The following is a 22,035-nucleotide window of genomic DNA, read 5'->3' on the forward strand; positions in this document are numbered from 1 at the left end:
CGACCCGCCTTCTCGTGCCCTGTTTGATGCCATTCCGAGCGAAGAGTTTGCTCTCCAGCGCATCGTCAGTAAGGTCCCCAGGCAAGGGCCAGTTTAACCCAACCGCCGCTGCGCGCTGCAGATTATCCTGCACCGTGCTTCGCGCAATTCCCAACACGACGGCAATCTCACGCGAGCTCGTTCCGCTTGCCGCAAGCCGCAGCATTTGTCGCAAATGTCTCATGGTCAGCCTTCTCTTTGCCGGCATCAAAATCCCCTCGTTCATCGCGAGGTATTTGATGCCAAAGTTGCTGACCCAGGGAGTGATCTTCAGTGCCGAAAACTGGCCGGTCTTTGATCGGAACGGTGGCCGGCTTCAAATCGGAATGGTGGCCGGTCTTTGATCGGATTGGCGGCCGGCTTCACGTCGGAATCCGCATTTACTTGATGGGAGCGGTGTGAGTCGAGAGGCTCACGCACCGTTCTGAGAGAGGCTGGAGGTGAAATCCCTCCGGCCTACTCGCCACTCTCTGCACTCATGGACATGACATTCCGCGACGACGAATGCCGCATCAGGACCGAAAACGCACCCGCCAACTTCACAACATTGCACCACATGGCCCACAATCTCGTCCGCAACGCGCCAGGAAAAGACTCCGTCAAGCTCAGACGACAAACGGCTGCATGGGACGACGACTATCTCGTGAGCCTCGTTGCGGCTTAATTCCCTTCACCCGATTCCCCTGTTTACGAGACCCTAACATCTGCCGCTTTCCCAGGACGAGCGAGTATAGCCGAGGGATTGCGCCGCCCGCTTTTCGGCAGACGTAAGCTCAGACCAATCCTTGTCGGAAGTCGGGGACTCACCGTTCCCGTCCCACAGCCTCTGCGAGTAGCCGAGAGCCTGCCAAGCAGCCTTCTCGACCGAGCTGAGTTCTGCCCAATCATAGTCCTTATACTCGCAGACATTGTTTGCCGCACGGACTGGCGCGGTGCTGAGCAAAACGGCGGCCAAAGCAGCCACAGTGATGAACTTGTTCACGAAACTCCTCCCTAAGATTGTAGTTAAATGAAGTCTATCTGTGCGACATTGATCATTAGTCCCGCATATTTCTTGCGCCGGAACGTCGCGTCGGAAATCCCCGCCTTGCGGCACACCGCCGTCTTCCTGCCTGCTTCAGAATGAAGGCGATCTGCGCTTCTGTGAAACTTCGTCTTCTTCATCGAATTCTCCTCGGCACGTCACCGGGGGCAGTTCACAAAGCCGGAAACCTCTCTCCTCGGGCGGTCCGACGTTCGGGTGCAGTTCACCGCCATTACACCAAGGGAATGCCGGATTACATTGAAAACGCAGGCTACAAGTCAACTTGAATGTGAAAGGCTCTAGATCAAAACCAGAGCTCCCAGATATACAATGCGACCTCGGTTAGAATTGCGAGCAGGATGCAAATTTCGATCGATAGACTTCTTCGAGCCTCCCGCCTTTCACTTAACCGCATAAAAGCTTGTTCGTAAAACAAGTGAATTGCGTCGACTGCTTTTTCTGCCGCCTTTATACGCGCGGCTATCTCTGTCCTTAAGCACATCTCAAGAAATATGCGTCGAGCTGCTGGAGGGGTGATCAGGTCAGAGCGATCGAGCAACGTCTCCGCGCGGATTAGCCAATACCTTGCCGCACTCGCTCTGGCGGCCGAAACACCTACTCGTCGCTGGAACGAATGTCCAGCACGGCTCAAGTAGAAGAAGGTCGCATCTTCTTCCGAAGTTTGCCATTGGCTTACTATGCCCTCCTCTAGACGACATAGTTGTTTATATATCCATTCAAATTGGGCGATCCCCTTCCTAGCCGGCCAATCCTGATCCCCCACGATGACTATCTTGCGTACTGCGCGTAAAACGCGGGCTCCCTGAAATGCGATCTCGATCACTGATTGTCGGGCGCCGGTGCCAGATGCATCTTCGGATATCCAACCCTCCGCCGCCTTCTGCATTGGGAACGGCGTCGCAGAACCTGCAGGGAGGAAGATAATCTCGCAATCGTGCGAGCGCGACGTAGTGATTGGCGCAAGCGTTCTAGCGTCAAGCAAGTAATCGGGGTCCGGGAGTTCTTCGAATAATGCCAGGACAGGCTCTGGCAAATCTAGCCTGATCTCTTCGTTGGCGCTCTGCGATGATTCGGGTCTAAACGTCAGCAGCCACGCACGTGGTTTGAGCGAAGTTACGGTCACCCGTCGTCTCGTACTAATCGAAGTCTCTCCCATGTAGGATCAACCTCGTTTATGTCCGGGAATCTTACATAGCGATCATCATCGTCCACAATTGGCCCCGGCAACGAGAGATAAAGCTTCAATTCTTTACAATTGCAGAAGCTCGAATGCAGAAGCTCTCCGGTCAAATGATCGAGCCAATCAGGATCGAGTTTAGCAGAAATCCGACCTTCGATGTCCAGTGGAGAGATAAGCTCAAGAGCGTCGCTCCGATCCGACGCTATCAGAAAGCCCCAAGAGCAGAGGAATGACGGGACATTCAGATGATAGCTACCGACGTTCGCAAAAACGGTCTGCAGAGTGCGCCGTAGCGCGATATGGTCCTTCCAATGATTAATTGAGAACTCAAGCCCTTGGATAGCCAAAATTCCTCCCGGGCGAAGTCGTTGTTTGGTTAGTTCGTAAAACTGTCGCGTGTAGAGTCGCTGAGCAGGGCCGTTGTCCAGCATATCGACTACATCTACAATCACGACATCATATTGCCGGTCATCGCTCTCAATAAATTCACGTCCGTCCTGAAAGTGAATTTCCGCGCGCGGGTCCTCAAACGCGCCGCAATGCCATTCTGCCAGGTGCCGTCGGCAGAGTTCTACAGCTTGTTGGTCGATATCGACCATCACTGCCTTTCGAACCGTACGGTGCGCGAGGACTTCGCGCAACGTAGCTCCTTCCCCTCCGCCAATGATTAAGACATCTGTCGGTTTTTCGTGTAGCAGCATCGCCGGTTGGACGAGCATTTCGTGGTAGAGGTCCTCATCGTGAGCCGCACTCTGAATCACGCCATCCAGATACAGTGCAACGCCGTGATTGTACGTGTCAGCTATCACGACGCTCTGGAAAGCAGTCTTTTCCGCGCAGAGAATCGATTTAACGCTATAGTGATACCGATCAACCGGATCAGCCATTTCGACGACATACATGCTGTCGCGAAGCGGTAACTGGTAGGAAGGGGCATCCGCGTAGAAATACCCTGGCGGTAGAGGCGGAAGAGGGTAAGATCGCTCACCCTCCTCTGGTGACGATGGAGCAGCCTGATGTGGCGAAGACGTCATGATGAACACTCTGCGCCATCACATACGCAGAGGCCTCTCATCATCTGAACGATCTCGATACGGCGCGGGCTGAACACTCTGACCATGGCAGGCAAACAACTTCGGGGATCACAAACGCCACACATGAAGATATCGATCGCGCAAAAGCTCTTCTCTGGCCATGTATGAACCGTCATGTGGCTCTCAGCGAGTATTGCAGCGCCGGTGATCCCTCCTCCGCTCCCAAATCTATGAAAGTGTAAATGGAGCAGCGTAGCGCGTGACTGGATGATTGCGTCCCGAAATCCTGACTCGATTCGCCCTATATCCTCGAGAGTCGAGGCATCATAGAACTCTGCAATCAAGTGGCGGCCCGGTAACCCGCCGACAACATGTTCACTCATACCGCTATCGGCCACAGGTAGCGGAGGAATAAAAGTACCAGCTACATCATAGTGCGTGGAGAAATCAGTGGGGTTCGACTGGAATAACCCCGAGTATGGACGGGACATCGAGTTCATCTGCTTACCTTTAACGCGGCGGGTTCTGTGGGTGCGCTCCGCTTCGTCAAGCGTCAACAACAGCTCCGCCAAATCATCGCCCGTCGGGATGAGCGTGTTATTAGTACGCATTGCCCTCATGAACTCCGTCTGTGGTATATGCTTGCGGAGAGTTGGGCTCCGGCCTGCTCCCTCTGAGATTGCGTTTTGATCACTCGAAACGCTCCCGTGGGAGACGATACTCGTTCCATAGGCTCGAACATTTCAAGTTGGCCTTTAGTCTTAGTCTAGTGGCCCTACGTAAACGCCAAACTGGTGAAATTATTGGATAATTCTGGATTGTTCTGCGGTTAAAGCCCGGCGATTCCAGGTACACTTTAGCATCAAGCGGCTTTGGTGCTTGAATAATTTCTGAACGGTTCGGCGATAGGCAAACAGGATCGCAATCAGCTTGATCCGAGGGTTCTGTCGCAGACTTTTTTGCGGCACCAAAAATCTAGAAAATCATTCCAAGCGTTTTCCGCAAGGGCGCCCTAGAACCATCCCATGCGCGTTATCAAGCGTCATCGTGAACTGGTCCTCCAAATGGGGTTGCGGCCGAGCTCCCGCAACCGGATTTCGAGACGTGGTTGCCGGTCGGGCAGCCACTCCTCCGGCCGCAATGGCACGGCAAGGCGACCGCTTTCCGCCACATCTTGCGCAGGAACGGATATGCCCGCGTCTCCAAGGCTGACGGAAGCCAGTCACTCGATCTGCAGCACGATGCCATTCATGCTGCGGGCGTCAGGCAGGACAATATCTATGAGGATCGCGCGTCAGGGGGCCGCGACGATCGCCGTGGTTTGACAGCAAGTCTGCGAGCGCTGCGCGCCGACGATGTGCCGGTCGTCTGGAAGCTCGATCGACTCGGACGGACGCTCGCTCACCTTGTCAGCACGGTGAAAGATCTATCGGATCGTGACATCGGCCTCAGAGTGCTCACCGGAAAAGGCGCACAGATCGATACGACAACCGCCTCCGGCCGAATGGTCTTCGGCATCTTTGCTACCCTGGCCGAGTTCGAGCGGAACCTGATCCGCGAGCGTACCATGGCCGGCCTTGCGGCAGCCAAGGCGCGCGGCCGCAAAGGGGGCCGAAAATTCGCTCTTACCAAGGCACAGGTCCGCTTGGCACAGGCCGCCATGGCTCCGCGAGACACCTCTTGTATCCGATCTCTTCTCTTCGTCGTCTCGTCGTTCATATCTGGTTGTCTATCCAGCTGTGAGGACGATGGATATCGATGGAGGTGTCATTGACGTCCTCCTGCCGTTGCATAGTCGGTGCGGTTTTGCGGCGCAATGGATGGCTCGAGTGCCGACGGCCATACGACCTCATCTCGGCGATGTTCGGTGGCTGACCGACCTGATCGAGGCTTCTTGAGGCGGCAGGCCAGCACTCGAACCATTTTCTGGCTATGCCGCTATCGCTGCGACCGAACGGCGCAGACGCATAAACATATATGGAGAATATATCGTAAGGTGCTAGGTCAGTTGCGTCGACGGTGCAACTTTTGGAGACCATGATGACGCAAACCCTGACTGAGACCACGAAGGCAATCGTGCGCGCGACTGTGCCTGCACTCACAACAAACGGGACTGAGATTACGGCGGCAATGTACAAGCGGCTGTTTGAGAATTCTAACGTTCGCGACCTGTTCAACCAGTCGAACCAGGGGGAAGAGGGACGCCAGACGAAGGCGCTGGCCCAGGCGATCCTCGCTTACGCCCAGAACATCGACAATCTGGCTGTGCTTACCGGAGCCGTTGAGCGCATCGCGCAGAAGCACGTCGGCCTGCACATCCGGCCTGATCACTATCCCCATGTTGCGACCGCTCTCTTGGGTGCGATCAGGGATGTTCTCGGTGAGGTGGCGACGGATGACATCCTCAATGCTTGGGGCGAGGCATTCTGGTTTCTCGCCAACATCCTGATTGGACGTGAAAAGCAGATCTACGCTGATCTACAATCGACCGAAGGCGGCTGGAATGGTTGGCGGCAGTTTGCCGTTGTGTCGAAGAGACGCGAAAGCGACATCATCACATCTTTTGTGCTGCGACCGGTCGATGGTTGCGCAGTGGTCCGTCATCGCCCCGGTCAATACCTGACATTTCGGTTCGATATTCCGGGTCTTCCCCCACAGCACCGGAATTACAGCATCTCTTCTGCTCCAAATGGTGAGACCTATCGCATCTCGGTCAAACGAGAGATGCACGGCCTGGTGTCGAGCTTCCTTCACGATCGGATTGAGGAAGGCGCGGTCATTGACGTGGCGCCTCCGACCGGAGACTTCCATTTGCCGCCGGGCCAGGAGAGGCCCGTTGTGCTGCTCAGTGGCGGTGTCGGTCTGACGCCGATGGTGAGCATGCTGGAGACCATCGCAAACAGCGGAGAAAGGCTTCCCGTCCACTACATCCATGGCGCCGAGAACGGAGGCGTCCACGCCATGGGACAGCACGTGCGCGATATCGCCAAGAACCGCGAGCATCTGAAGACGGCCGTCTTCTACGGCAGCCCGCATGATCGGGATCAGAAGGGCGTTCACTTCGACCATGAGGGCTACATCACGATCGATTGGCTGGCAAAGAATACACCCATCGCTGAAGCCGACTTCTACCTCTGCGGCCCAAAACCCTTCCTGGCCGCCTTCGTGAACGGCCTCACCAAAGCCGGCGTCACCGAGGACCGTATTCACTACGAGTTCTTCGGCCCGGCCGATGAACTCGCTGCGGCATGACGTTCGAAATGAAGGGGCGGCCGGTCACGGCCGCCTTGCTAAATGATGTATCGGGCGATTATCTTTATGTCGACGTCTACGATTGACCTCGAAGGATTTGCAGATGCGTTTGACCGTCTATTCCGACTACGCGTTGCGGCTCATGATGTATCTTGCGCTCAAAGGCGAGCGGCTGTCGACGATCGCGGAAATTGCAGAAGCCTATGATATTTCAAAGGCGCACCTGATGAAGATTACGCATGAGCTCGGGCAAAAGGGCTTGATCGATACCGTGCGCGGTCGTCAGGGCGGTATGCGGCTTGCCCGCGCTGTCGAACAGATCGGCGTCGGTGAGATCATCCGGGCCTGTGAGCCTGATTTTGCGATCGTACCCTGCATGGAAACTGGCAATGGCGAGATTGTCTGTGTCGTGCAACCCGCCTGCGTCTTGAAGCGCGCGCTGGCTTCGGCCGCTGCGGCCTTTCTCGATGTGCTCGATGGCTATACGCTGGCAGACCTCACCCGGCCGTCCGTGCCGTTGCGCCGTCTGCTTGCCCTGCCGGAACCGTGAGGGATCCGGACACCCCTGGGGTGTCCGGCACAGAATTGCAGCTGCCGATGGCTATGCCGGGCGGGCGTGAATGGGTTCGGCGCGATGCCAATTTTCCAGGATCCGACCATCGGTGTGGGTCTGCCTGGCCCAGCGGATGCCGTTGGCAATAACCTTGTGCACGGTCTTGTCGTGGTAGATCGGATAGGTCTCGTGGCCGGGGCTGAAGAAGAAGATGCGGCCGCGGCCGCGCTGAAACGTGCAGCCACTGCGGAAAACCTCTCCGCCTGAATACCAAGAGATGAAGACAAGTTCATCCGGCTGCGGGATATCGAAAGGCTCGCCATACATTTCTGAGGCGTTGACCTCGAAGTAAGGCGGTAGACCCTCGGCAATCGGGTGAGCCGGATTGACGACCCAGACCCGCTCGAGATCACCCTGCGGCGTTTCGCGCCAGGACAGATTGGCGTTGGTGCCCATCAGCCGGCGGAACAGCTTAGAGTGATGGCCGGAATGCAGGACGAGAAGGCCCATCCCTTTGAGTACTCGCTGCTGAATGCGATCGATCAAACCGTCGCTCACCTCCTCATGGGCCATGTGGCCCCACCAGAGCAACACGTCGGTGTCGTCAAGCAGCTCGTCCGGCAGACCCTCGTGCGGATCGTCGAGCCTACCACGGCGGATTTCGAAATCCGGGTTGGCGATGCCGGCTGCGATCGCACCGTCGATGCGGTCAGGGTAGATTTCCTGAACCTCCTTGTGCAGCTGTTCGTGGCGGCCTTCGTTCCAGATGGTGACCTTGATTGTCATGGTATCCTCGATGTTATGATGCCTGGGCCGGACGGATGAGCCGACCGGTGGAATCGAACAGATGGCAGGCGGTTGTATCGGCTGTGAGCGACACGCGATCGCCGGGCCGCAACGCGATGTCACCTTCGGCGCGGACGACGATCGGCTGTTCCTGCGAGCCGACGGTCATGTATGTCTCGACGCCCAACCGCTCGACGATGATAACCTCGGCCGAGAAGTCTCCCTGCCCGTCGGTTGCGATCTTCAGATGTTCCGGCCGAATGCCGAGCGTGGCTTCACCCTGCGGCACAACTGCGCCCGCATCAGGCAGGTCGAGCGACAAGCCGAACGGGCTTTGGGCGTGGGCCTTGCCGGCGCTCGGCCTGGTGATGATCACCGGAATGGTGTTCATCTTCGGAGAGCCGATGAAGGTTGCGACGAACTCGTTGTCGGGCTGGTGGTAGAGCGTCATCGGCGCACCCTGCTGGGCAACGACCCCCTTGTTCAGAACGACGATGCGGTCTGCCATGGTCATGGCCTCGACCTGGTCATGCGTCACGTAGACGACGGTCGCCTTGAGCTCGCGATGCAGGCGCTGCAGCTCGGCACGCATCTGCACGCGCAGTGCGGAGTCGAGATTGGACAAGGGCTCGTCGAAAAGGATCAGCGACGGCTTCTTGATGATGGCGCGACCAATGGCGACGCGCTGTCTCTGGCCGCCCGACAAGGCCGCGGGACGGCGATCAAGGTAGTCCGTCAGTTGCAGGATCTCGGCGACAGCTTCCACCTGGCGACGGATTTCCGCCTCCGGAACCTTCTTCAGGCTGAGGGAAAAGCCGATATTCTCGGCAACCGTCATATGCGGATAAAGCGCGTAGGACTGGAACACCATGGCAATGCCGCGCTTGTCAGGGGGAACATCATTGATGCGCTTGCCATTGAGGATGAGGTCGCCATCGTCGATACCCTCAAGACCCGCGATCATGCGCAGCAAGGTAGACTTGCCGCAACCCGATGGGCCGACGAACACTGCGAACTCGCCGTCTTCCACGATGATGTCGACGCCCTTGATGACCTCCAATGCACCGTAGAATTTGCGAACATTCCTGAGATTGATCATCGTAAAGCTCTTTCTGGTGTCAGCCTTTGACGCCGCCGGCAAATGTCTGCACGAGGAAGCGGCGCGCAAAGCCGAAGGCGACGACTGCCGGCAGGAGATAGATGAAGGCGAGCGCGGCAAGCAGGCCGTAGTCGATCTCGTTGATGCGCAGGAATGCACGGAAGAGACCAAGCGGCAGCGTCTGCAGTTCTGGCGAGGAGAGGAAGATCAGCGGCAACAGGAAATCGCCCCAGGCTGACATGAAGGCAAACAGCCCGGCGGCGGCCAGTCCCGGCAGCGCCAGCGGGATGAGCACCCGGCGAATGCGTTGTACGAGCGTCGCGCCGTCCATCAGCGCCGCCTCTTCATAGTCGCGCGGAAGGCCATCGAAGAATGTCTTCATGATCCACAGCGCCAATGGCAACTGCATCGTTGCAAGCACGAGGATCAGGCCGAGATAGCCATCGATGAAACCCGTCCAGCGCATGATCGGCCGGGCATATTCGCCAAAGATCGGTCGCAGGATAGCGCCCTCCGCATTATTCAGCGTCAGAAGGAACTTGTAGAGCGGTACGACGAGTGCTGTCGGCGGCAGGACGCGGATCAACAGGATTGCATAGAGGAACGGCAGCTTCCACCACGCTCTGGTGCGCGACAGCGCATAGCCGCCAAGCCCGGCCAGGACTATCACCAGCATGGTGGCGCCGCCGACCACGAAGAGCGAATTGAACAGCCACTTTGCGCCGTCTTCCTTGGTGAAGACCCGCAGATAGTTGGCGAAGCTCCATTGCTCTGGCCAGCGAAGGAACAGCTGGGCGTTTCCATCGAAGGATGCAAGAAGCACCCAGAGGAAGGGAACAGCACAAAAGACCGAGATCAGCGACAGCGTTGCATAGGCAAGCAGGTCCGACCGGGTCTTGTTGGCATTTTCGCTCGGGGAGATCACAGCAATTCAGACCTCCACCTTCATGGCCCGGACATAGCCGACGCCGAGGATCAGCGAAATCAGCAACGCGACAACCGCCACCGCTGCGCCATAGCCGAGCTGGAACGCGGTAAAAGACTGGTTGTAAATATAGATGCTGACAAGTTCCGTCGCCCCGCCCGGGCCTCCGCGTGTCAGTGCATAGACGAGACCGAAGACGGCGATGGTCGAAACGGCCGAGATCAGCATGTAGAGCAGGATCGTCGGCATCATGAGCGGCAAGGTAATGCGGCGAAACATCTGCGACGGGGTCGCGCCATCCATGCGGGCAGCCTCGTAAATCTCGTTGGGAATGGTGCTGAGGCCGGCCGTCAGAAGGATCATCGCAGTTGCGATGCCGCGCCAGGTGTTGACGATGATGATCATCGAAAGTGGAAAAACCTGCAACCAGTCGGCCGGCGTTACACCAAAGAAGCTGACGATACGGCTGAGCGTCGCCTGCTCTCCACCCGCCAACATGGAAATCCACATGAAGCCGGCAACCACCTCGGGCGCGGCATTTGGCAGAAGGATGATCGAAGAGAAAAGCCGCCTAAAGTGGATGCGACGACGAAGCGCCATCGCTGAGACCAAACCGAGCGCGAACTGGCCGATCACCGCCGAGCCGACCACGAACAGGAAGGTGACGAGCAAGGCGTTCCAGAACTTCGCATCGTTCAGCAACCGCGCATAGTTGCGAATACCGACAAAGCGCGGGCGCAGAGCCGCAGCACCCGTCAGCGCCTCATTGGTGAAGCTCAGATAGACGGAGTAAAGCGCGGGATAGATCACAAAGGCCAGAAGCAGCGCAAGTGAGGGCAACAAGATGAGAAGAAGCTGCCGCTCAGTGCGCCTTTCGTGGACGTTTCGGGCCATGGAAAGCTCTATAACTCGTTCGAAAGGAAATCCGGAGACGCGGGCAAGCCCACGTCTCCCTTGCGTAAGCTTTGGCTTACTTTACGACGTCGTCGCCCAAAGTTTCCTTGACATAGTCGACAAGAATCTTCTGCGCGCCGGCGGCATCGGTTTCCTTGCGCAGCAGCGCCTCTGTAGCGCGTGCAACACCTTCTGAAACGGTACCGAAGCCGGAGGCCTGTTTCAGGAAAGTGCCTTTTTCTGCCGCGGCATGGATCGGAACGAGTTCCATGAGCTTCTGGAAGTCGGCGTTTTTAGCCGCATCCTTGCTGGACGGAATGTTGCCGATGCGAGCTGCGTAGGAAACCTGCGTCTCCACCGACCCGATCTCCATCAGCGCCTTCTTGGCGAGTTCGACATTGGCCGACTTGGCGTTGATGGCCCATGGGGCTGCAAGATTGGCGAGAACATACTGGCCACCGCTCTGGCCCGGAACGGTCCAGGTGCCGACGACCTTGGTCACCTCAGGAATCGGGTTCTTGCTTTCACGACCCCAGTCGAAGATGTAGCACCAGGAACCGCAGGTGGTTGCGGCAAGCTTGCCGGCCGGGAACATCTGATACTTCGGCACGACCCAGGGCTCGGGTCCGAGCAACGGCTGCGTTGGCATCAGATCATTGTCGATCAGTTGCTTGTAGACGTCGAAGACATCCTTGACGCCCTCGCCGTTAAGGTCGAGCTTGCCGTCCGCATCGACGAGCTGTGGCGTCTTGGAGCCGACGATCAGGTGCTGGAAGCCTTCGTCAAAGGCGCCGCTTCCCCAGGAAACGCCAGCCGGGAAGAGCAGGCCGTAGGCGCCGGTCTTCTTCTTGATTTCGGCGGCACGATCGAGAAGGTCCTTCCAGGTCTTCGGCTGCTCCGTCGAGATGCCGGCTTTGTCGAGGACGTCCTTGCGGTAGTAGATTTCCTGAATGCCGAGCATGAACGGCATGACATAGGTTTGCCCGTCCGGGCTGACCGCCAGCTGCTTGGCGACGTCATAGAAATTGGCATAGCCATCCCAGGCCTTGATTTCCTTGGTCACCGGCGCGAGGTAACCGGCCTCGACCATATCAGCAACGGCGGCCGTCGTCGGGATGGAAAAGAGGTCAGGCGCGTTGCCGGCGCCGAGCTCGGTCAGCAGCTTCGTCAGATAGTCCTTGTCGGGCGCGGGGTATTCCACGACCTCGACGGTCACGCCGTATTTCTTCTCGATCTTCTCGACCGTCGACTTCATGGCGTCGATGCCGGCCTGACCGTGATTGGCAATTCGGATTGTCTCAGCATGCGCCAGCGTCGATACGGCGCTGAGCAGAATGGCGCACAGGCCACCAATGACCGTCTTCTTCAACGGAAGTCCTCCCTTTTGGTATGCGGCGCCCTCCAGCACCACGGTCGAAAATGTACACGCATTCCAACGACTGGCAAGGCGGTTTTTGATGGGCTTTCTGTCGAAAGAATAAGTAATTGAATTTGCAGGATTTAATAGATCTTGTTTTCATCGAACCATTTGTGTAACCGTATGCACACTGCATTCGGGAGGATTTCTCATGTCACGGAAATTGCGGCTTGGCGTCATTGGCGCAGGCCTGAAAGCGGCTGAGTATGCGACAAGTTGGGCTCGCATGCCCGAGATCGAATTTGTCGCGCTTGCCGACACGACACCTTCTTCTCGCCAGCGCCTGATCGACGTTTGCGTTGCGGCCGGAGCGCCGGTACCGCGGAGCTTTGATGATTACCGAGAGATGCTGGCGTCCTGCCGGGACGAATTGGATATCGTCTATGTCTCTACACCGCATGCATTTCACGGCGAGCAGGCAACGGCTGTTGCAGAGGCCGGGCTCGATCTCTTCCTTGAAAAGCCGATGGTGACAACGGTTGCGGAAGCCGAACGACTGATTGCGGCAAAGACGAAGAGCGGCGTGACAGTTGTAACCGCCTTCCAGGGTGGTCTCTCTCCCCTAGTGATCGATACGCGCAAGCGGGCGCTTGCCGGTGAGTTCGGCGATCTGGTCGCGATATCGGGGATGATCTGGGAAAGCTGGTCCAGCAACTACGACGGCCATTGGAAGCAGCAGCCGGATATCTCGGGCGGCGGTTTCATGTTCGACACCGGCGCCCACATGATGAATACCGTCTGCCTGCTTGCCAATTCGGATTTCGAGAGCGTGTCGGCCTATATGAACAATCACGGCAAGAACGTCGACATTGCGACCGCCGTCTCGGCCCGCCTCAAAAATGGTGCGCTGGCGACGCTGACGGCGGCCGGCGACGGTCCTCCGGGCTGCGCCTCCTACATCACCTTCTTCTATTCGAAGGCAATCGTTCGCATCGACGCCTGGGGCGGATGGCGCGAGATCAGTGTCGGCCGTACAAACGAGCCGCGCGAGGAAGCGGAAATTCTCGGTAATCCGATGAAAAACTTCCTCGCCATTCGCGACGGGACGATGGAAAACACCGGCTCCGTTGAAATGGGCCTGCGATTCGCTAGGCTCTGGGATGCAATCAAGGAATCGGCGGCGGCGGACGGGGCGCCCGTCAGAATAGCCGCGCCATAAACGCGTGGAATTTTTTGAATGAACAAGCGGCGGATCACCTCGAAGGAACTGGCGAAGCTCGCCGGAGTGTCGTCGGCCACGATCTCGCGGGCTTTTTCTCCGGATTCCAGAATCGGAAGCGCGACCCGTGACCGCATTTTGGCGGTTGCTCGCGAATACGGCTATCAACCGAATGCAATCGCCCGCTCGCTCAACAATCAGCGCTCACGGCTGGTGGCGCTGGTGGTCAACGCGATCGGCAATCCATGCGAAGCCGAGGAACAGCAGCTTCTCGTCCATCGACTGCAAGCCCGTCAGCTCCTGCCGATCATTTTGTGCTGCGCCGATCACGACGACAGGCTGCAGCTCATGCGCCTCGCCTCCACCTATCAGGTGGATCACGTCGTCGTCTTCTCCGACATGGTGTCGATGCAGGATGCCGTCGACATCTTCCACACCACGAAGCCGATCATTGTCTCTTTCGAACCGCTTGAGAACGAGAGCGTCTCAAGCATCCGGATCGACGGATCGGCCGCCGCCGACGAGATCATCGACAAGATCGTTGCCGACGGCAAGAAACGCTTCGCCTACCTCTCGGGCACGAAATCGAGTTGGATCGACAAGCTGCGGCGCAGGTGGTTCGTCGATGCGCTCGCCAAACGCGGCCTCACGCTGCAGGCGGAAGCGTTCGGTGACTACAGCTACGATTCCGGCTTTAAGGAAGCCGTCCTGCTTCTTCACCGCGCCAAGGTGGACGCAATCATCTGCGGCAATGACGTCATGGCCATCGGCGCGCGGGATGCCGCACGGCGCGTGCTTGGAAAGAACACGCCCGATGATATTGCCGTCGTCGGCCAGGATGGCATCGCCATGGCGGCGTGGGACTGCAACGACCTGACGACGCTAAGCCTCGACCATGTTGCCTTCATCGATGCCGTCGTGGAACTCATCGAGCGTCACGATGCCGAGATCGAAGGCCCCCATAGCATTACCCTCACCTGCACGGCCCGCTGGGGCTCGACAGCTTGAAGCCGGTCACGCGGCCTTTGCAATTCCTCGCCGCTTGCTTTCTTCTGGCCTCAGACTGCGGTTGCGATCTTGAGGAGAAGCCCGCGGCAAATCCGCCAACTCACGGGGTGACGAAGCTGTTAGCGCGCTTCAACGATCTCTTTTGAAAATCAGCTCATATGCCCAAAGACTGATCGCCATCGCGACAAACATGGCAAGGAATGTCCTGTGGTCCGGGATGTCCTGCGGATCAAGGAAGAACGGCAACGTGATGACGAGCAAACCGCAGATGGTCAACGCGGCCATTGCCGATTGAACGAAAAGCTTCGCGATATTGTTCATGCCCTGATTTCCCTTCGCGGCTTTGTGTCCTCATTGTTTCAAGGATTCGCAATTCCGTTTGCTAAACCAAGCAAGCCAACTCTAAGGCATATGGACTCGCCGTCCAACTTGACAAGCCCGGCAAGTCCGGGCCGTTGCGACTGGGTACACCATGCGCTCAACGAGCACAGGATTTTTAGCTTTTCGCAAGCGACGTTGGCGCGACTAACGAGATCGCGCGCTCACGAGGTCTTCGGCCTCCTCGCGGCTCATAGCGAGCACGGTCCTTCCGGTGTCGAAGCTGAAGCCGTTGCGCGCAAATGCCGCCATTTCCTTGGTGACCCCTACCCGATCGACGGTGCCGCGGCGAAACGGTCCGAAGGCGCGCTTTCGCGCGAAGACCACGGCTGCCAGCAGTTCATCCGCCTCATCAAGGGCAGCCGTGATGATCTCGCGATCGATGCCCTTCTGGGAAAGGTTTTGCGCGATACGCCGCTTTGACCTGCCGCGGCGAACCCCGGAACGCGTGCTGACTTCTGCATAGGTGGCGTCGTTCAGACCGCCATGCTCGAATGCAAATGTCACGGCCGAATCTGCCACTACCTTGAGTTGCGTCTCGGTGATGTCCTCGAATTTCTGTTTGGCCTTCCTGACGATGGCATCGAACAATTGTCGTTCGGTCATCATTCCGCGCTCAAGCCGATAGATGGTCGAGTTCCTGGCCCAACTCAGCATGCGCGCAGTCGGGGTGTCGGGCGGGGTCTGCTCGTCGCTCACGGTTCAGTCGTGCCCTTATTGCTTACCTGCGAGAGTAGCCAGGCCGTGAATGCTGAGCCAAGCGCATGTTCACGCTTACCATCAGGCGTTACCACATAATAGCTGTTCTCGGTCGACATCGGCTGGTCGAAAACAATCTGCAGCTTTCCGGAGCTTAGCTCTTGTTCGATCAGATAAAGCGGCAGAAGCGCAAACCCCATCGCCATCGTGGCGGCCTCGATGATCATCGAAAACTGGTCGAACCGGTTGCCACGATATGAGGGATCAGCGTCGATGTCGCAGTGCTCAAACCACTGGCGCCAGAGCCGTGGACGCGTGGCCAGATGCAGGAGCGGCCTGTGTATAAGTTCCGTCGGGCTGGCAACCGGATCCGATTGCAGCAAGGTTGGGCTGGCAACCGGGACGACCTTCTCGTCGCACAAAAACGTGCAGGTTGCCCGTGCCCAGATGGGCTGACCGTAATGAATGGCGAGATCAAAGCTTTCCTGCTCGAAGTCGAATGGTTCGGAGCGGGAGGCGATGTCAACCTGTGAACCCGGGTGGGCGGCCAAGAAGCCCGCCAGCCGTGGCGTCAGCCAGCGGCTGCCGAATGTCGGCAGGGTCGCGATCGAAAGCGTCGCCGTCGCGTCGGCACCTGCTGCTGCCCGGATCATCATCTCTTCGGTCTGGTGCAGCAGGCGCCTCGCTTCCGGCAGCAGCCGCTTGCCGGCCTCCGACAGGATCGCTCGCTGTCGAACGCGCTCGAAGAGGAGGACACCGAGCTGGGTTTCCAAGTCCTTGATCTGTCGGCTGATGGCGCTTTGCGTCAGGTTGAGTTCGAGAGCCGCGCGCGTGAAGTTGCCGTGGCGAGCGGCAGACTCGAATGACTGCAGTGTCGTCAGGTCGGGTATCAGCTTTCGAGGCAAGGTCATTCCAAAACCGCATCATCTCAGCTTCATTTATCGTTATTCCTCTATCGTGTACGCGATATGATCGCAATCCAGAATGAACTTCTCCAATTGGCGTCTCGTGAGAAAAGCTATGCTGACCAAAAGTTACGTCTCCTCCTGTACTATCCGTTCTGCATTTTCTGCGGCCATGTCGGCCATGTATCGGACCGAGGTGCATGCTTACGGCACGCTGATGGACATTGTTGCCAAGGTCAATGCCGCGACGCTTGCCGCCGATCCGGTCCTCAAGCACAGACTGGAAGAAACCGATTCGCTTGAGCGTGTCTCCGAAGAGCGCCATGGTGCCATCCGTCTCGGGACTGCGGCGGAACTTGCCATGATGAGACGCGTCTTTGCCGTCATGGGCATGTTCCCGGTCGGCTACTACGACCTCAGCGAGGCCGGGGTGCCAGTCCACTCTACCGCTTTCCGACCGGTGGGCGATGCCGCACTGAAGCGCAACCCGTTCCGCGTTTTCACCTCTCTGCTGCGCCTCGACTTGATTGCCGACGAAGAATTGCGCGCTGAAGCCGACGCGATCCTTCAGAAGCGTCAAATCTTCACCGCCGGTGCCATCGAGCTGACCGAAAAGGCCGAGCGCCAGGGTGGTCTGGGTGATGATGATGCCACGCGCTTCGTTGCCGAGGTCCTGGAGACGTTCCGCTGGCATGACCAGGCCAATGTTGGCCTCGCCATGTACGGCCGTCTGCATGATGCGCACCGACTGATTGCCGACGTCGTCTCGTTCAAGGGGCCGCATATCAATCACCTGACGCCGCGCACGCTCGATATCGACGAAGTACAGCGGCTGATGCCGGAATATGGCATTGCGCCGAAGGCGGTCGTCGAAGGTCCGCCGAGCCGTCGCTGCGCAATTCTGTTGCGGCAGACGTCGTTCAAGGCCCTTGAAGAAGCGGTCTCTTTCAGGGATGCGAGCGGTCACTGGCAGGAGGGCACGCATACGGCCCGGTTCGGGGAAATCGAAAGCCGAGGCATCGCCCTGACCCCTAAAGGTCGCGCTCTGTACGACAAGTTGCTGACGGAATCGCGCAAAGTGGTTCGCCCGGCCGCCGACGGCTCGAACGCTGCTGCCTACGAAAAGGCGCTTGTCGACGCTTTCGTGCTCTTCCCGGACAGCTGGGCCGAAATCCGCGCAAAGGGCCTTGGCTATTTCCGTTATTCGCTGACGGAAAAGGGAGAGAGCGCAGTGGCCTCAGCCGATGCCAGCATCGAGCAACTGTTGTTGGACGGGCTCGTTTGCTTCGACGCGATCGTTTACGAGGATTTCCTACCTGTGAGCGCGGCCGGCATCTTCCAGTCAAACCTCGGCGACGAGGCGACGCAGGAGTTTACCGCAAGCCCCAACCAGCAGCGCTTTGAGCGCGATCTCGGGACGCCTGTTCTCAATGAGTTCGATCATTACGCCGGCATCGAGGCGCAATCGATCGCTGAATGCAGAGCTCGCCTGAGCGCCGCCCAAGCGGCCGAGTGAAGCAACCCAACGACCAGCAACAAGAACCAAACACCAACACAAAGGGTCGTCACATGACCATGGCAGCAAGAGCAGTTGATGTAGCACAGGAAGCCGTTGCGCTTCTCGATAAGATCGGCGTCGACAAGGCGCTTTATACCGGCGGAGAGATGGCCTCCTACAGCCCGGTCACGGGCGAGCAGCTCGCGGCACTGAAGACCGACACTCAGGAAGCGGCGAGCGCGAAGATAGACAAGGCTGCCCGCGCATTCGAGACGTGGCGCCTCGTTCCCGCGCCGAAGCGCGGTGAGCTTGTCCGCCTGCTCGGCGAGGAACTGCGCGCTGTCAAAACGGAGCTCGGCCGACTGGTCTCGATCGAAGCCGGGAAGATCCCTTCCGAGGGCCTCGGTGAAGTGCAGGAAATGATCGACATCTGCGATTTCGCCGTCGGTCTTTCCCGCCAGCTCTATGGCTTGACCATCGCAACCGAACGGCCGGGACATCGGATGATGGAAACCTGGCATCCGCTCGGCGTCGTCGGTGTCATCTCCGCCTTCAACTTCCCAGTCGCAGTCTGGGCCTGGAACGCTGCGCTTGCGCTGGTTTGCGGCAACGCCGTCGTTTGGAAGCCTTCCGAGAAGACGCCGCTTACGGCACTTGCCTCGCAGGCCATCCTGCAGCGCGCGATTGCGCGCTTCGGCGATGCGCCGAATGGCCTGAGCGAAGTGCTGATTGGCGATCGCGCCGTCGGCGAGGTCCTTGTCGATCATCCGAAGGTGCCGGTTGTTTCGGCGACGGGCTCAACGCGCATGGGCCGGGACGTTGGTCCTCGCCTGGCACGCCGCTTTGCACGTGCGATCCTGGAACTCGGCGGCAACAATGCCGGCATTGTCTGCCCATCGGCCGATCTCGACATGGCGCTGCGCGCCATCGCCTTCGGAGCAATGGGCACGGCCGGCCAGCGTTGCACGACGCTTCGCCGTCTGTTCGTTCACGAGAGCGTCTATGATCAACTCGTGCCGCGACTGAAGAAAGCCTATGCCAATGTCTCCGTCGGCAATCCGCTTGAAAGCACGGCACTAGTCGGCCCGCTGATCGACAAGCTCGCCTTCGACAACATGCAAAAGGCGCTTGGCGAGGCGAAAGCCCATGGCGGCGTGGTCAGCGGCGGCGAGCGCGTCGCGCTGCCGTATGATAAGGCTTACTACGTCAAGCCGGCCCTCGTGGACATGCCATCACAGATCGGTCCGGTGCTGGAGGAAACCTTCGCGCCGATCCTCTACGTCATGAAATACAACGACTTCGATCAGGTCCTCGAAGACCACAATGCTGTCGGCGCCGGTCTCTCCTCGTCGATCTTCACGCTGGATCTACGGGAGGCTGAACGCTTCCTGTCGGCCGATGGATCCGATTGCGGTATTGCGAACGTCAACATCGGAACCTCGGGCGCCGAGATCGGTGGCGCATTTGGTGGCGAGAAGGAAACGGGTGGCGGCCGCGAGTCGGGCTCCGATGCATGGAAAGCCTATATGCGCCGGGCCACCAACACGATCAACTACTCCAGGGCTCTGCCGCTTGCGCAGGGCGTCTCCTTCGAAATCGAGTAGGAGCGGCCATGACCATCGATGTGAAAATTGAGGAGGCGGGCTTCAGGCCCGCCTCACGGATATCCTTGATCGGCGTCTCCGAGATCCTGCAGATCGGCGCGCGCGCCGCGGCCATGAAGCGGGAAGGCAGACCGGTCATTATCCTTGGCGCCGACGAACCTGATTTCGAAACGCCCGATCATGTCAAGCAGGCTGCCTGGGACGCGATGCAGCACGGCGATACCAAGTATACGGCGCTCGACGGCACGCCGGCGTTGAAGGAAGCGATCCGCACCAAGTTTCAGCGTGAGAACGATCTTTCCTTCGAGGCTGGCGAGATAACCGTCGCCACCGGCGCCAAGCAAATCCTCTTCAACGCGATGATGGCGACGGTCGATCCCGGCGACGAGGTGATCATCCCCACTCCCTACTGGACGTCCTATTCCGATATCGTTCAGATCTGTGAAGGCAAGCCTGTCCTCGTTGCCTGCGATGCAGACAGCGGGTTTCGGCTGACCGCCGAAAAGCTCGAAGCGGCGATCACGCCGCGGACGCGCTGGCTGTTGCTGAACTCGCCATCCAATCCGTCCGGTGCCGCTTATAGCGCCGATGATTACCGGCCGTTGCTGGACGTCTTGCTCAGGCATCCGCACGTCTGGCTGATGGTCGACGACATGTACGAGCACATCGTCTACGACGATTTCCGGTTCGTCACGCCATTGCAGTTGGAGCCGCGCCTGCGCGAGCGCACGCTGACGATCAACGGCGTCTCCAAGGCCTACGCAATGACCGGCTGGCGTATCGGCTATGCCGGTGGGCCGAAGGCGCTCATTAAAGCGATGTCCGTGGTGCAGAGCCAGGCGACGTCCTGCCCGTCCTCGATCAGCCAGGCCGCAGCTGTTGCCGCGCTCAACGGACCGCAGGATTTTCTTGCCGAGCGAACGGAGAGCTTCAGGCGGCGGCGCGATCTCGTCGTTTCCGGTCTCAACGCAATTGACGGCCTCGATTGCCGCGTTCCCGAAGGCGCCTTTTATACCTTCTCCGGATGTGGCGGCGTTCTCGGCCGGATGATGCCGGGCGGTCGCAAGATCACGACGGACAGCGAGTTTTGCGCCTACCTCCTCGAGGAGGCGAATGTCGCGGTCGTCCCAGGTTCGGCCTTCGGCCTTTCGCCGTTCTTCAGGATCTCTTATGCCTCAGCGGAGGCGGACCTTAGGCAAGCGATCGAGCGTATCGCAGCCGCTTGCCGGCGGCTCGCCTGATTGGCGCCAGAGCGAGGCGGGATCGCCGGTTCCCGCGCCGTTTAAGCGAATGAATGACGTCAAGAAAACGCCCGGACACGATGGCCGGGCGTTTTCTGTTGATTGCTTCAGCTAAGCGGATCAGCCGGCGATCTTTTCACCGTAAGCCTTCTGGGCATAGTAGTGCCCGAAGCGGCTGTCGAGGAACATGTCGAGACCGATGTCTTCCTGCCGGACGAAGCCCTTCGTCGGCAGCTCGTCCTTGGCCAGCATGTCAAGTACGGCGCAGATGCTCGATGCTGTGGTGATCTGGATGGCGCTCATCATGCGGCCGGCGACGACGGCGCTGTAGACCTTGTTAGCGTAGGTCTCCTGCACAAGGCGGCCGTTCTTCCAGCCGGACACGGTGACGAAGATGATCACGACATCCTGCATCGTCGAAGGCAATGCGTGCTCCAGAATATCCTTGAGGACGTCGCGGCGGTGGCGCAGGCCGAGATCGCTGAGCAGCGCTTTCATGATGGCGGCATGACCGGGGTAGCGGATGGTGCGATAGTTCAAGGTCCGGACCTTGTCCTTCAGCGTTTCGCACAGCGTGCCAAGGCCGCCGGAGGTGTTGAAGGCCTCATAAGTCACGCCATCAAGGGAGAACTCTTCACGTTCTTCCAGGGCCGGTACCTCGATCAGCTGTCCATCGACGATCGCCTCGCAAGGCTCGATGTATTCGTTGATGACGCCGTCCGTGCTCCAGGTCAGATTGTAGTTCAAGGCATTCGACGGATACTGCGGCAGCGCACCAACGCGCATGCGGACGCTGTCGAGCTTGTCGAAGCGGCTTGCTAGATCATTGGCAACGATCGAGATGAAGCCTGGCGCGAGGCCACATTGCGGAATGAACGCGGTGGATGCGCTGGCGGCGATCGCTTTCACGCTGCGGGTGGATTCGACGTCCTCGGTCAAATCGAGGTAATGCACGCCGGCCTCCGCGGCAGCCTCGGCAATCGCGATGGTCAGGTGGTACGGCGCGGCACTCAGGACGGCGAACTTGCCGGAGAGAAGTTTGACGAGGGCTGCGTGGTCGGCGATGTCGACTTCCGCCAGGCCGAGCGCCGGGTTCGCCTCCATGTGGTCCAGCTGCTGCCTGCTGCGGTCGGCAAGCGTGACATGATAGTCGCCGGAATGGATGAGAAGACGGGCGATCGTCGAGCCGATCTTGCCGGCGCCGATGACAACGATGTTTTTCATATGCGTTCCCTCTGTTGGATCGAGAAATCTTTATGCTTTCTTTATTCCCGTCGGTTTGGTTGATTCACAGCGCGAGAATGATAAAATCGACTAGA

Annotated in this window: 24 protein-coding genes and 1 pseudogene; 10 read left to right on the forward strand and 15 right to left on the reverse strand. The window is 58.7% G+C overall.

Annotated features, from left to right (window positions below; genetic code table 11):
- A pseudogene (locus BSG20_RS26050) lies at window positions 1-223 on the reverse strand (LuxR C-terminal-related transcriptional regulator); the annotation flags it as partial.
- Here BSG20_RS26050 and BSG20_RS36645 point away from each other — a divergent pair.
- Both BSG20_RS36645 and BSG20_RS37060 read left to right on the forward strand, forming a co-directional pair.
- Window positions 222-383, forward strand: coding sequence for a hypothetical protein (locus BSG20_RS36645; RefSeq protein WP_177309892.1), 162 nt, complete (start codon window positions 222-224; stop codon window positions 381-383). The pseudogene BSG20_RS26050 and the gene BSG20_RS36645 sit on opposite strands and share 2 nt — an antisense overlap.
- Window positions 384-523: 140 nt before the next feature.
- Window positions 524-703, forward strand: coding sequence for a hypothetical protein (locus BSG20_RS37060; RefSeq protein WP_210216959.1), 180 nt, complete (start codon window positions 524-526; stop codon window positions 701-703).
- 33 nt (window positions 704-736) lie between these two features.
- Here the strand turns inward: BSG20_RS37060 and BSG20_RS26060 are convergent, their stop codons facing one another.
- From BSG20_RS26060 to speD, 5 genes are all read right to left on the reverse strand, one after another.
- A complete protein-coding gene (locus tag BSG20_RS26060; protein WP_072380085.1) occupies window positions 737-1,021 on the reverse strand; it encodes a hypothetical protein in 285 nt (94 codons plus the stop codon).
- Window positions 1,022-1,044: 23 nt separating this feature from the next.
- Window positions 1,045-1,203, reverse strand: a complete 159-nt coding sequence (locus BSG20_RS36650; protein WP_167371607.1) for a hypothetical protein — start codon at window positions 1,201-1,203, stop codon at window positions 1,045-1,047.
- A gap of 164 nt (window positions 1,204-1,367) precedes the next feature.
- Complete coding sequence (locus tag BSG20_RS26065; protein ID WP_072380083.1) at window positions 1,368-2,207, reverse strand: hypothetical protein; 840 nt, start codon at window positions 2,205-2,207, stop codon at window positions 1,368-1,370.
- Entirely contained in the window at window positions 2,204-3,166 is a 963-nt protein-coding gene (locus tag BSG20_RS26070; RefSeq protein ID WP_177309893.1) for a fused MFS/spermidine synthase, read from the reverse strand. Before BSG20_RS26070 ends, BSG20_RS26065 begins: the two co-directional genes overlap by 4 nt.
- Window positions 3,167-3,294: 128 nt before the next feature.
- On the reverse strand, window positions 3,295-3,909 hold the full coding sequence (speD, locus tag BSG20_RS26075) for an adenosylmethionine decarboxylase (RefSeq protein WP_177309894.1): 615 nt from the start codon (window positions 3,907-3,909) through the stop codon (window positions 3,295-3,297).
- 563 nt (window positions 3,910-4,472) lie between these two features.
- Between speD and BSG20_RS26080 the strand changes: the two genes are divergently transcribed.
- The 3 genes from BSG20_RS26080 to BSG20_RS26090 all read left to right on the forward strand — a co-directional run bounded on the left by BSG20_RS26080 (window position 4,473) and on the right by BSG20_RS26090 (window position 7,100).
- Window positions 4,473-5,072 (forward strand): recombinase family protein, encoded by a 600-nt coding sequence (locus BSG20_RS26080; RefSeq protein ID WP_244541437.1) that lies wholly within the window; start codon window positions 4,473-4,475, stop codon window positions 5,070-5,072.
- A 266-nt stretch (window positions 5,073-5,338) separates the two neighbouring features.
- Window positions 5,339-6,550, forward strand: coding sequence for an NO-inducible flavohemoprotein (hmpA, locus tag BSG20_RS26085; protein WP_072380079.1), 1,212 nt, complete (start codon window positions 5,339-5,341; stop codon window positions 6,548-6,550).
- Between the two features lie 103 nt (window positions 6,551-6,653).
- Entirely contained in the window at window positions 6,654-7,100 is a 447-nt protein-coding gene (locus tag BSG20_RS26090; RefSeq protein WP_072380094.1) for an RrF2 family transcriptional regulator, read from the forward strand.
- A gap of 51 nt (window positions 7,101-7,151) precedes the next feature.
- Here the strand turns inward: BSG20_RS26090 and BSG20_RS26095 are convergent, their stop codons facing one another.
- The 5 genes from BSG20_RS26095 to BSG20_RS26115 all read right to left on the reverse strand — a co-directional run bounded on the left by BSG20_RS26095 (window position 7,152) and on the right by BSG20_RS26115 (window position 12,176).
- Window positions 7,152-7,889 (reverse strand): ThuA domain-containing protein, encoded by a 738-nt coding sequence (locus tag BSG20_RS26095; RefSeq protein ID WP_072380077.1) that lies wholly within the window; start codon window positions 7,887-7,889, stop codon window positions 7,152-7,154.
- 13 nt (window positions 7,890-7,902) lie between these two features.
- Complete coding sequence (locus BSG20_RS26100) at window positions 7,903-8,988, reverse strand: ABC transporter ATP-binding protein (protein ID WP_072380075.1); 1,086 nt, start codon at window positions 8,986-8,988, stop codon at window positions 7,903-7,905.
- Window positions 8,989-9,007: 19 nt separating this feature from the next.
- Window positions 9,008-9,919: a carbohydrate ABC transporter permease gene (locus BSG20_RS26105; RefSeq protein ID WP_072380073.1), complete on the reverse strand. Its 912-nt coding sequence runs from the start codon at window positions 9,917-9,919 to the stop codon at window positions 9,008-9,010.
- A complete protein-coding gene (locus BSG20_RS26110) occupies window positions 9,920-10,807 on the reverse strand; it encodes a carbohydrate ABC transporter permease (protein ID WP_072380071.1) in 888 nt (295 codons plus the stop codon).
- A gap of 76 nt (window positions 10,808-10,883) precedes the next feature.
- A complete protein-coding gene (locus BSG20_RS26115) occupies window positions 10,884-12,176 on the reverse strand; it encodes an ABC transporter substrate-binding protein (protein ID WP_072380069.1) in 1,293 nt (430 codons plus the stop codon).
- Window positions 12,177-12,375: 199 nt separating this feature from the next.
- Between BSG20_RS26115 and BSG20_RS26120 the strand changes: the two genes are divergently transcribed.
- On the forward strand, window positions 12,376-13,383 hold the full coding sequence (locus tag BSG20_RS26120; protein ID WP_072380067.1) for a Gfo/Idh/MocA family protein: 1,008 nt from the start codon (window positions 12,376-12,378) through the stop codon (window positions 13,381-13,383).
- An 18-nt stretch (window positions 13,384-13,401) separates the two neighbouring features.
- Window positions 13,402-14,391 (forward strand): LacI family DNA-binding transcriptional regulator, encoded by a 990-nt coding sequence (locus BSG20_RS26125; protein WP_072380065.1) that lies wholly within the window; start codon window positions 13,402-13,404, stop codon window positions 14,389-14,391.
- Between the two features lie 129 nt (window positions 14,392-14,520).
- Here BSG20_RS26125 and BSG20_RS26130 read toward each other — a convergent pair whose 3' ends face one another.
- The 3 genes from BSG20_RS26130 to BSG20_RS26140 all read right to left on the reverse strand — a co-directional run bounded on the left by BSG20_RS26130 (window position 14,521) and on the right by BSG20_RS26140 (window position 16,379).
- A complete protein-coding gene (locus BSG20_RS26130) occupies window positions 14,521-14,712 on the reverse strand; it encodes a hypothetical protein (protein ID WP_072380063.1) in 192 nt (63 codons plus the stop codon).
- Between the two features lie 204 nt (window positions 14,713-14,916).
- Complete coding sequence (gene recX, locus BSG20_RS26135) at window positions 14,917-15,468, reverse strand: recombination regulator RecX (protein WP_072380061.1); 552 nt, start codon at window positions 15,466-15,468, stop codon at window positions 14,917-14,919.
- Window positions 15,465-16,379, reverse strand: a complete 915-nt coding sequence (locus tag BSG20_RS26140) for a LysR family transcriptional regulator (RefSeq protein ID WP_072380059.1) — start codon at window positions 16,377-16,379, stop codon at window positions 15,465-15,467. Before BSG20_RS26140 ends, recX begins: the two co-directional genes overlap by 4 nt.
- Window positions 16,380-16,488: 109 nt before the next feature.
- On the opposite strand from BSG20_RS26140, the gene hglS reads away from it, so the two are divergent.
- From hglS to BSG20_RS26155, 3 genes are read left to right on the forward strand one after another with little or no spacing between them, the layout of a single operon-like run.
- Complete coding sequence (gene hglS, locus BSG20_RS26145; RefSeq protein WP_072380057.1) at window positions 16,489-17,889, forward strand: 2-oxoadipate dioxygenase/decarboxylase HglS; 1,401 nt, start codon at window positions 16,489-16,491, stop codon at window positions 17,887-17,889.
- A gap of 53 nt (window positions 17,890-17,942) precedes the next feature.
- Window positions 17,943-19,475: an L-piperidine-6-carboxylate dehydrogenase gene (amaB, locus tag BSG20_RS26150; RefSeq protein ID WP_072380055.1), complete on the forward strand. Its 1,533-nt coding sequence runs from the start codon at window positions 17,943-17,945 to the stop codon at window positions 19,473-19,475.
- An 8-nt stretch (window positions 19,476-19,483) separates the two neighbouring features.
- Window positions 19,484-20,716, forward strand: a complete 1,233-nt coding sequence (locus BSG20_RS26155; protein ID WP_072380053.1) for a pyridoxal phosphate-dependent aminotransferase — start codon at window positions 19,484-19,486, stop codon at window positions 20,714-20,716.
- Between the two features lie 120 nt (window positions 20,717-20,836).
- On the opposite strand, the gene BSG20_RS26160 is transcribed toward BSG20_RS26155, so the two are convergent.
- Window positions 20,837-21,940: a saccharopine dehydrogenase family protein gene (locus tag BSG20_RS26160; protein WP_072380051.1), complete on the reverse strand. Its 1,104-nt coding sequence runs from the start codon at window positions 21,938-21,940 to the stop codon at window positions 20,837-20,839.
- Between the last annotated feature and the right edge of the window lie 95 nt (window positions 21,941-22,035).

It is taken from the genome of Rhizobium tibeticum (genome assembly GCF_900110205.1).
GTDB classification, from domain to species: domain Bacteria; phylum Pseudomonadota; class Alphaproteobacteria; order Rhizobiales; family Rhizobiaceae; genus Rhizobium; species Rhizobium tibeticum.

Excerpts from the sequence above, each read along its gene's own strand:
- BSG20_RS36645 (WP_177309892.1), top strand. The coding sequence starts at position 222 with ATGGTCAGCCTTCTCTTTGCCGGCATCAAAATCCCCTCGTTCATCGCG.
- BSG20_RS37060 (WP_210216959.1), top strand. The coding sequence starts at position 524 with ATGACATTCCGCGACGACGAATGCCGCATCAGGACCGAAAACGCACCC.
- BSG20_RS36650 (WP_167371607.1), bottom strand. The coding sequence starts at position 1,203 with ATGAAGAAGACGAAGTTTCACAGAAGCGCAGATCGCCTTCATTCTGAA.
- BSG20_RS26070 (WP_177309893.1), bottom strand. The coding sequence starts at position 3,166 with ATGTATGTCGTCGAAATGGCTGATCCGGTTGATCGGTATCACTATAGC.
- speD (WP_177309894.1), bottom strand. The coding sequence starts at position 3,909 with ATGCGTACTAATAACACGCTCATCCCGACGGGCGATGATTTGGCGGAG.
- hmpA (WP_072380079.1), top strand. The coding sequence starts at position 5,339 with ATGACGCAAACCCTGACTGAGACCACGAAGGCAATCGTGCGCGCGACT.
- BSG20_RS26090 (WP_072380094.1), top strand. The coding sequence starts at position 6,654 with ATGCGTTTGACCGTCTATTCCGACTACGCGTTGCGGCTCATGATGTAT.
- BSG20_RS26095 (WP_072380077.1), bottom strand. The coding sequence starts at position 7,889 with ATGACAATCAAGGTCACCATCTGGAACGAAGGCCGCCACGAACAGCTG.
- BSG20_RS26100 (WP_072380075.1), bottom strand. The coding sequence starts at position 8,988 with ATGATCAATCTCAGGAATGTTCGCAAATTCTACGGTGCATTGGAGGTC.
- BSG20_RS26110 (WP_072380071.1), bottom strand. The coding sequence starts at position 10,807 with ATGGCCCGAAACGTCCACGAAAGGCGCACTGAGCGGCAGCTTCTTCTC.
- BSG20_RS26120 (WP_072380067.1), top strand. The coding sequence starts at position 12,376 with ATGTCACGGAAATTGCGGCTTGGCGTCATTGGCGCAGGCCTGAAAGCG.
- BSG20_RS26125 (WP_072380065.1), top strand. The coding sequence starts at position 13,402 with ATGAACAAGCGGCGGATCACCTCGAAGGAACTGGCGAAGCTCGCCGGA.
- BSG20_RS26130 (WP_072380063.1), bottom strand. The coding sequence starts at position 14,712 with ATGAACAATATCGCGAAGCTTTTCGTTCAATCGGCAATGGCCGCGTTG.
- BSG20_RS26140 (WP_072380059.1), bottom strand. The coding sequence starts at position 16,379 with ATGACCTTGCCTCGAAAGCTGATACCCGACCTGACGACACTGCAGTCA.
- hglS (WP_072380057.1), top strand. The coding sequence starts at position 16,489 with ATGCTGACCAAAAGTTACGTCTCCTCCTGTACTATCCGTTCTGCATTT.
- amaB (WP_072380055.1), top strand. The coding sequence starts at position 17,943 with ATGACCATGGCAGCAAGAGCAGTTGATGTAGCACAGGAAGCCGTTGCG.
- BSG20_RS26155 (WP_072380053.1), top strand. The coding sequence starts at position 19,484 with ATGACCATCGATGTGAAAATTGAGGAGGCGGGCTTCAGGCCCGCCTCA.
- BSG20_RS26160 (WP_072380051.1), bottom strand. The coding sequence starts at position 21,940 with ATGAAAAACATCGTTGTCATCGGCGCCGGCAAGATCGGCTCGACGATC.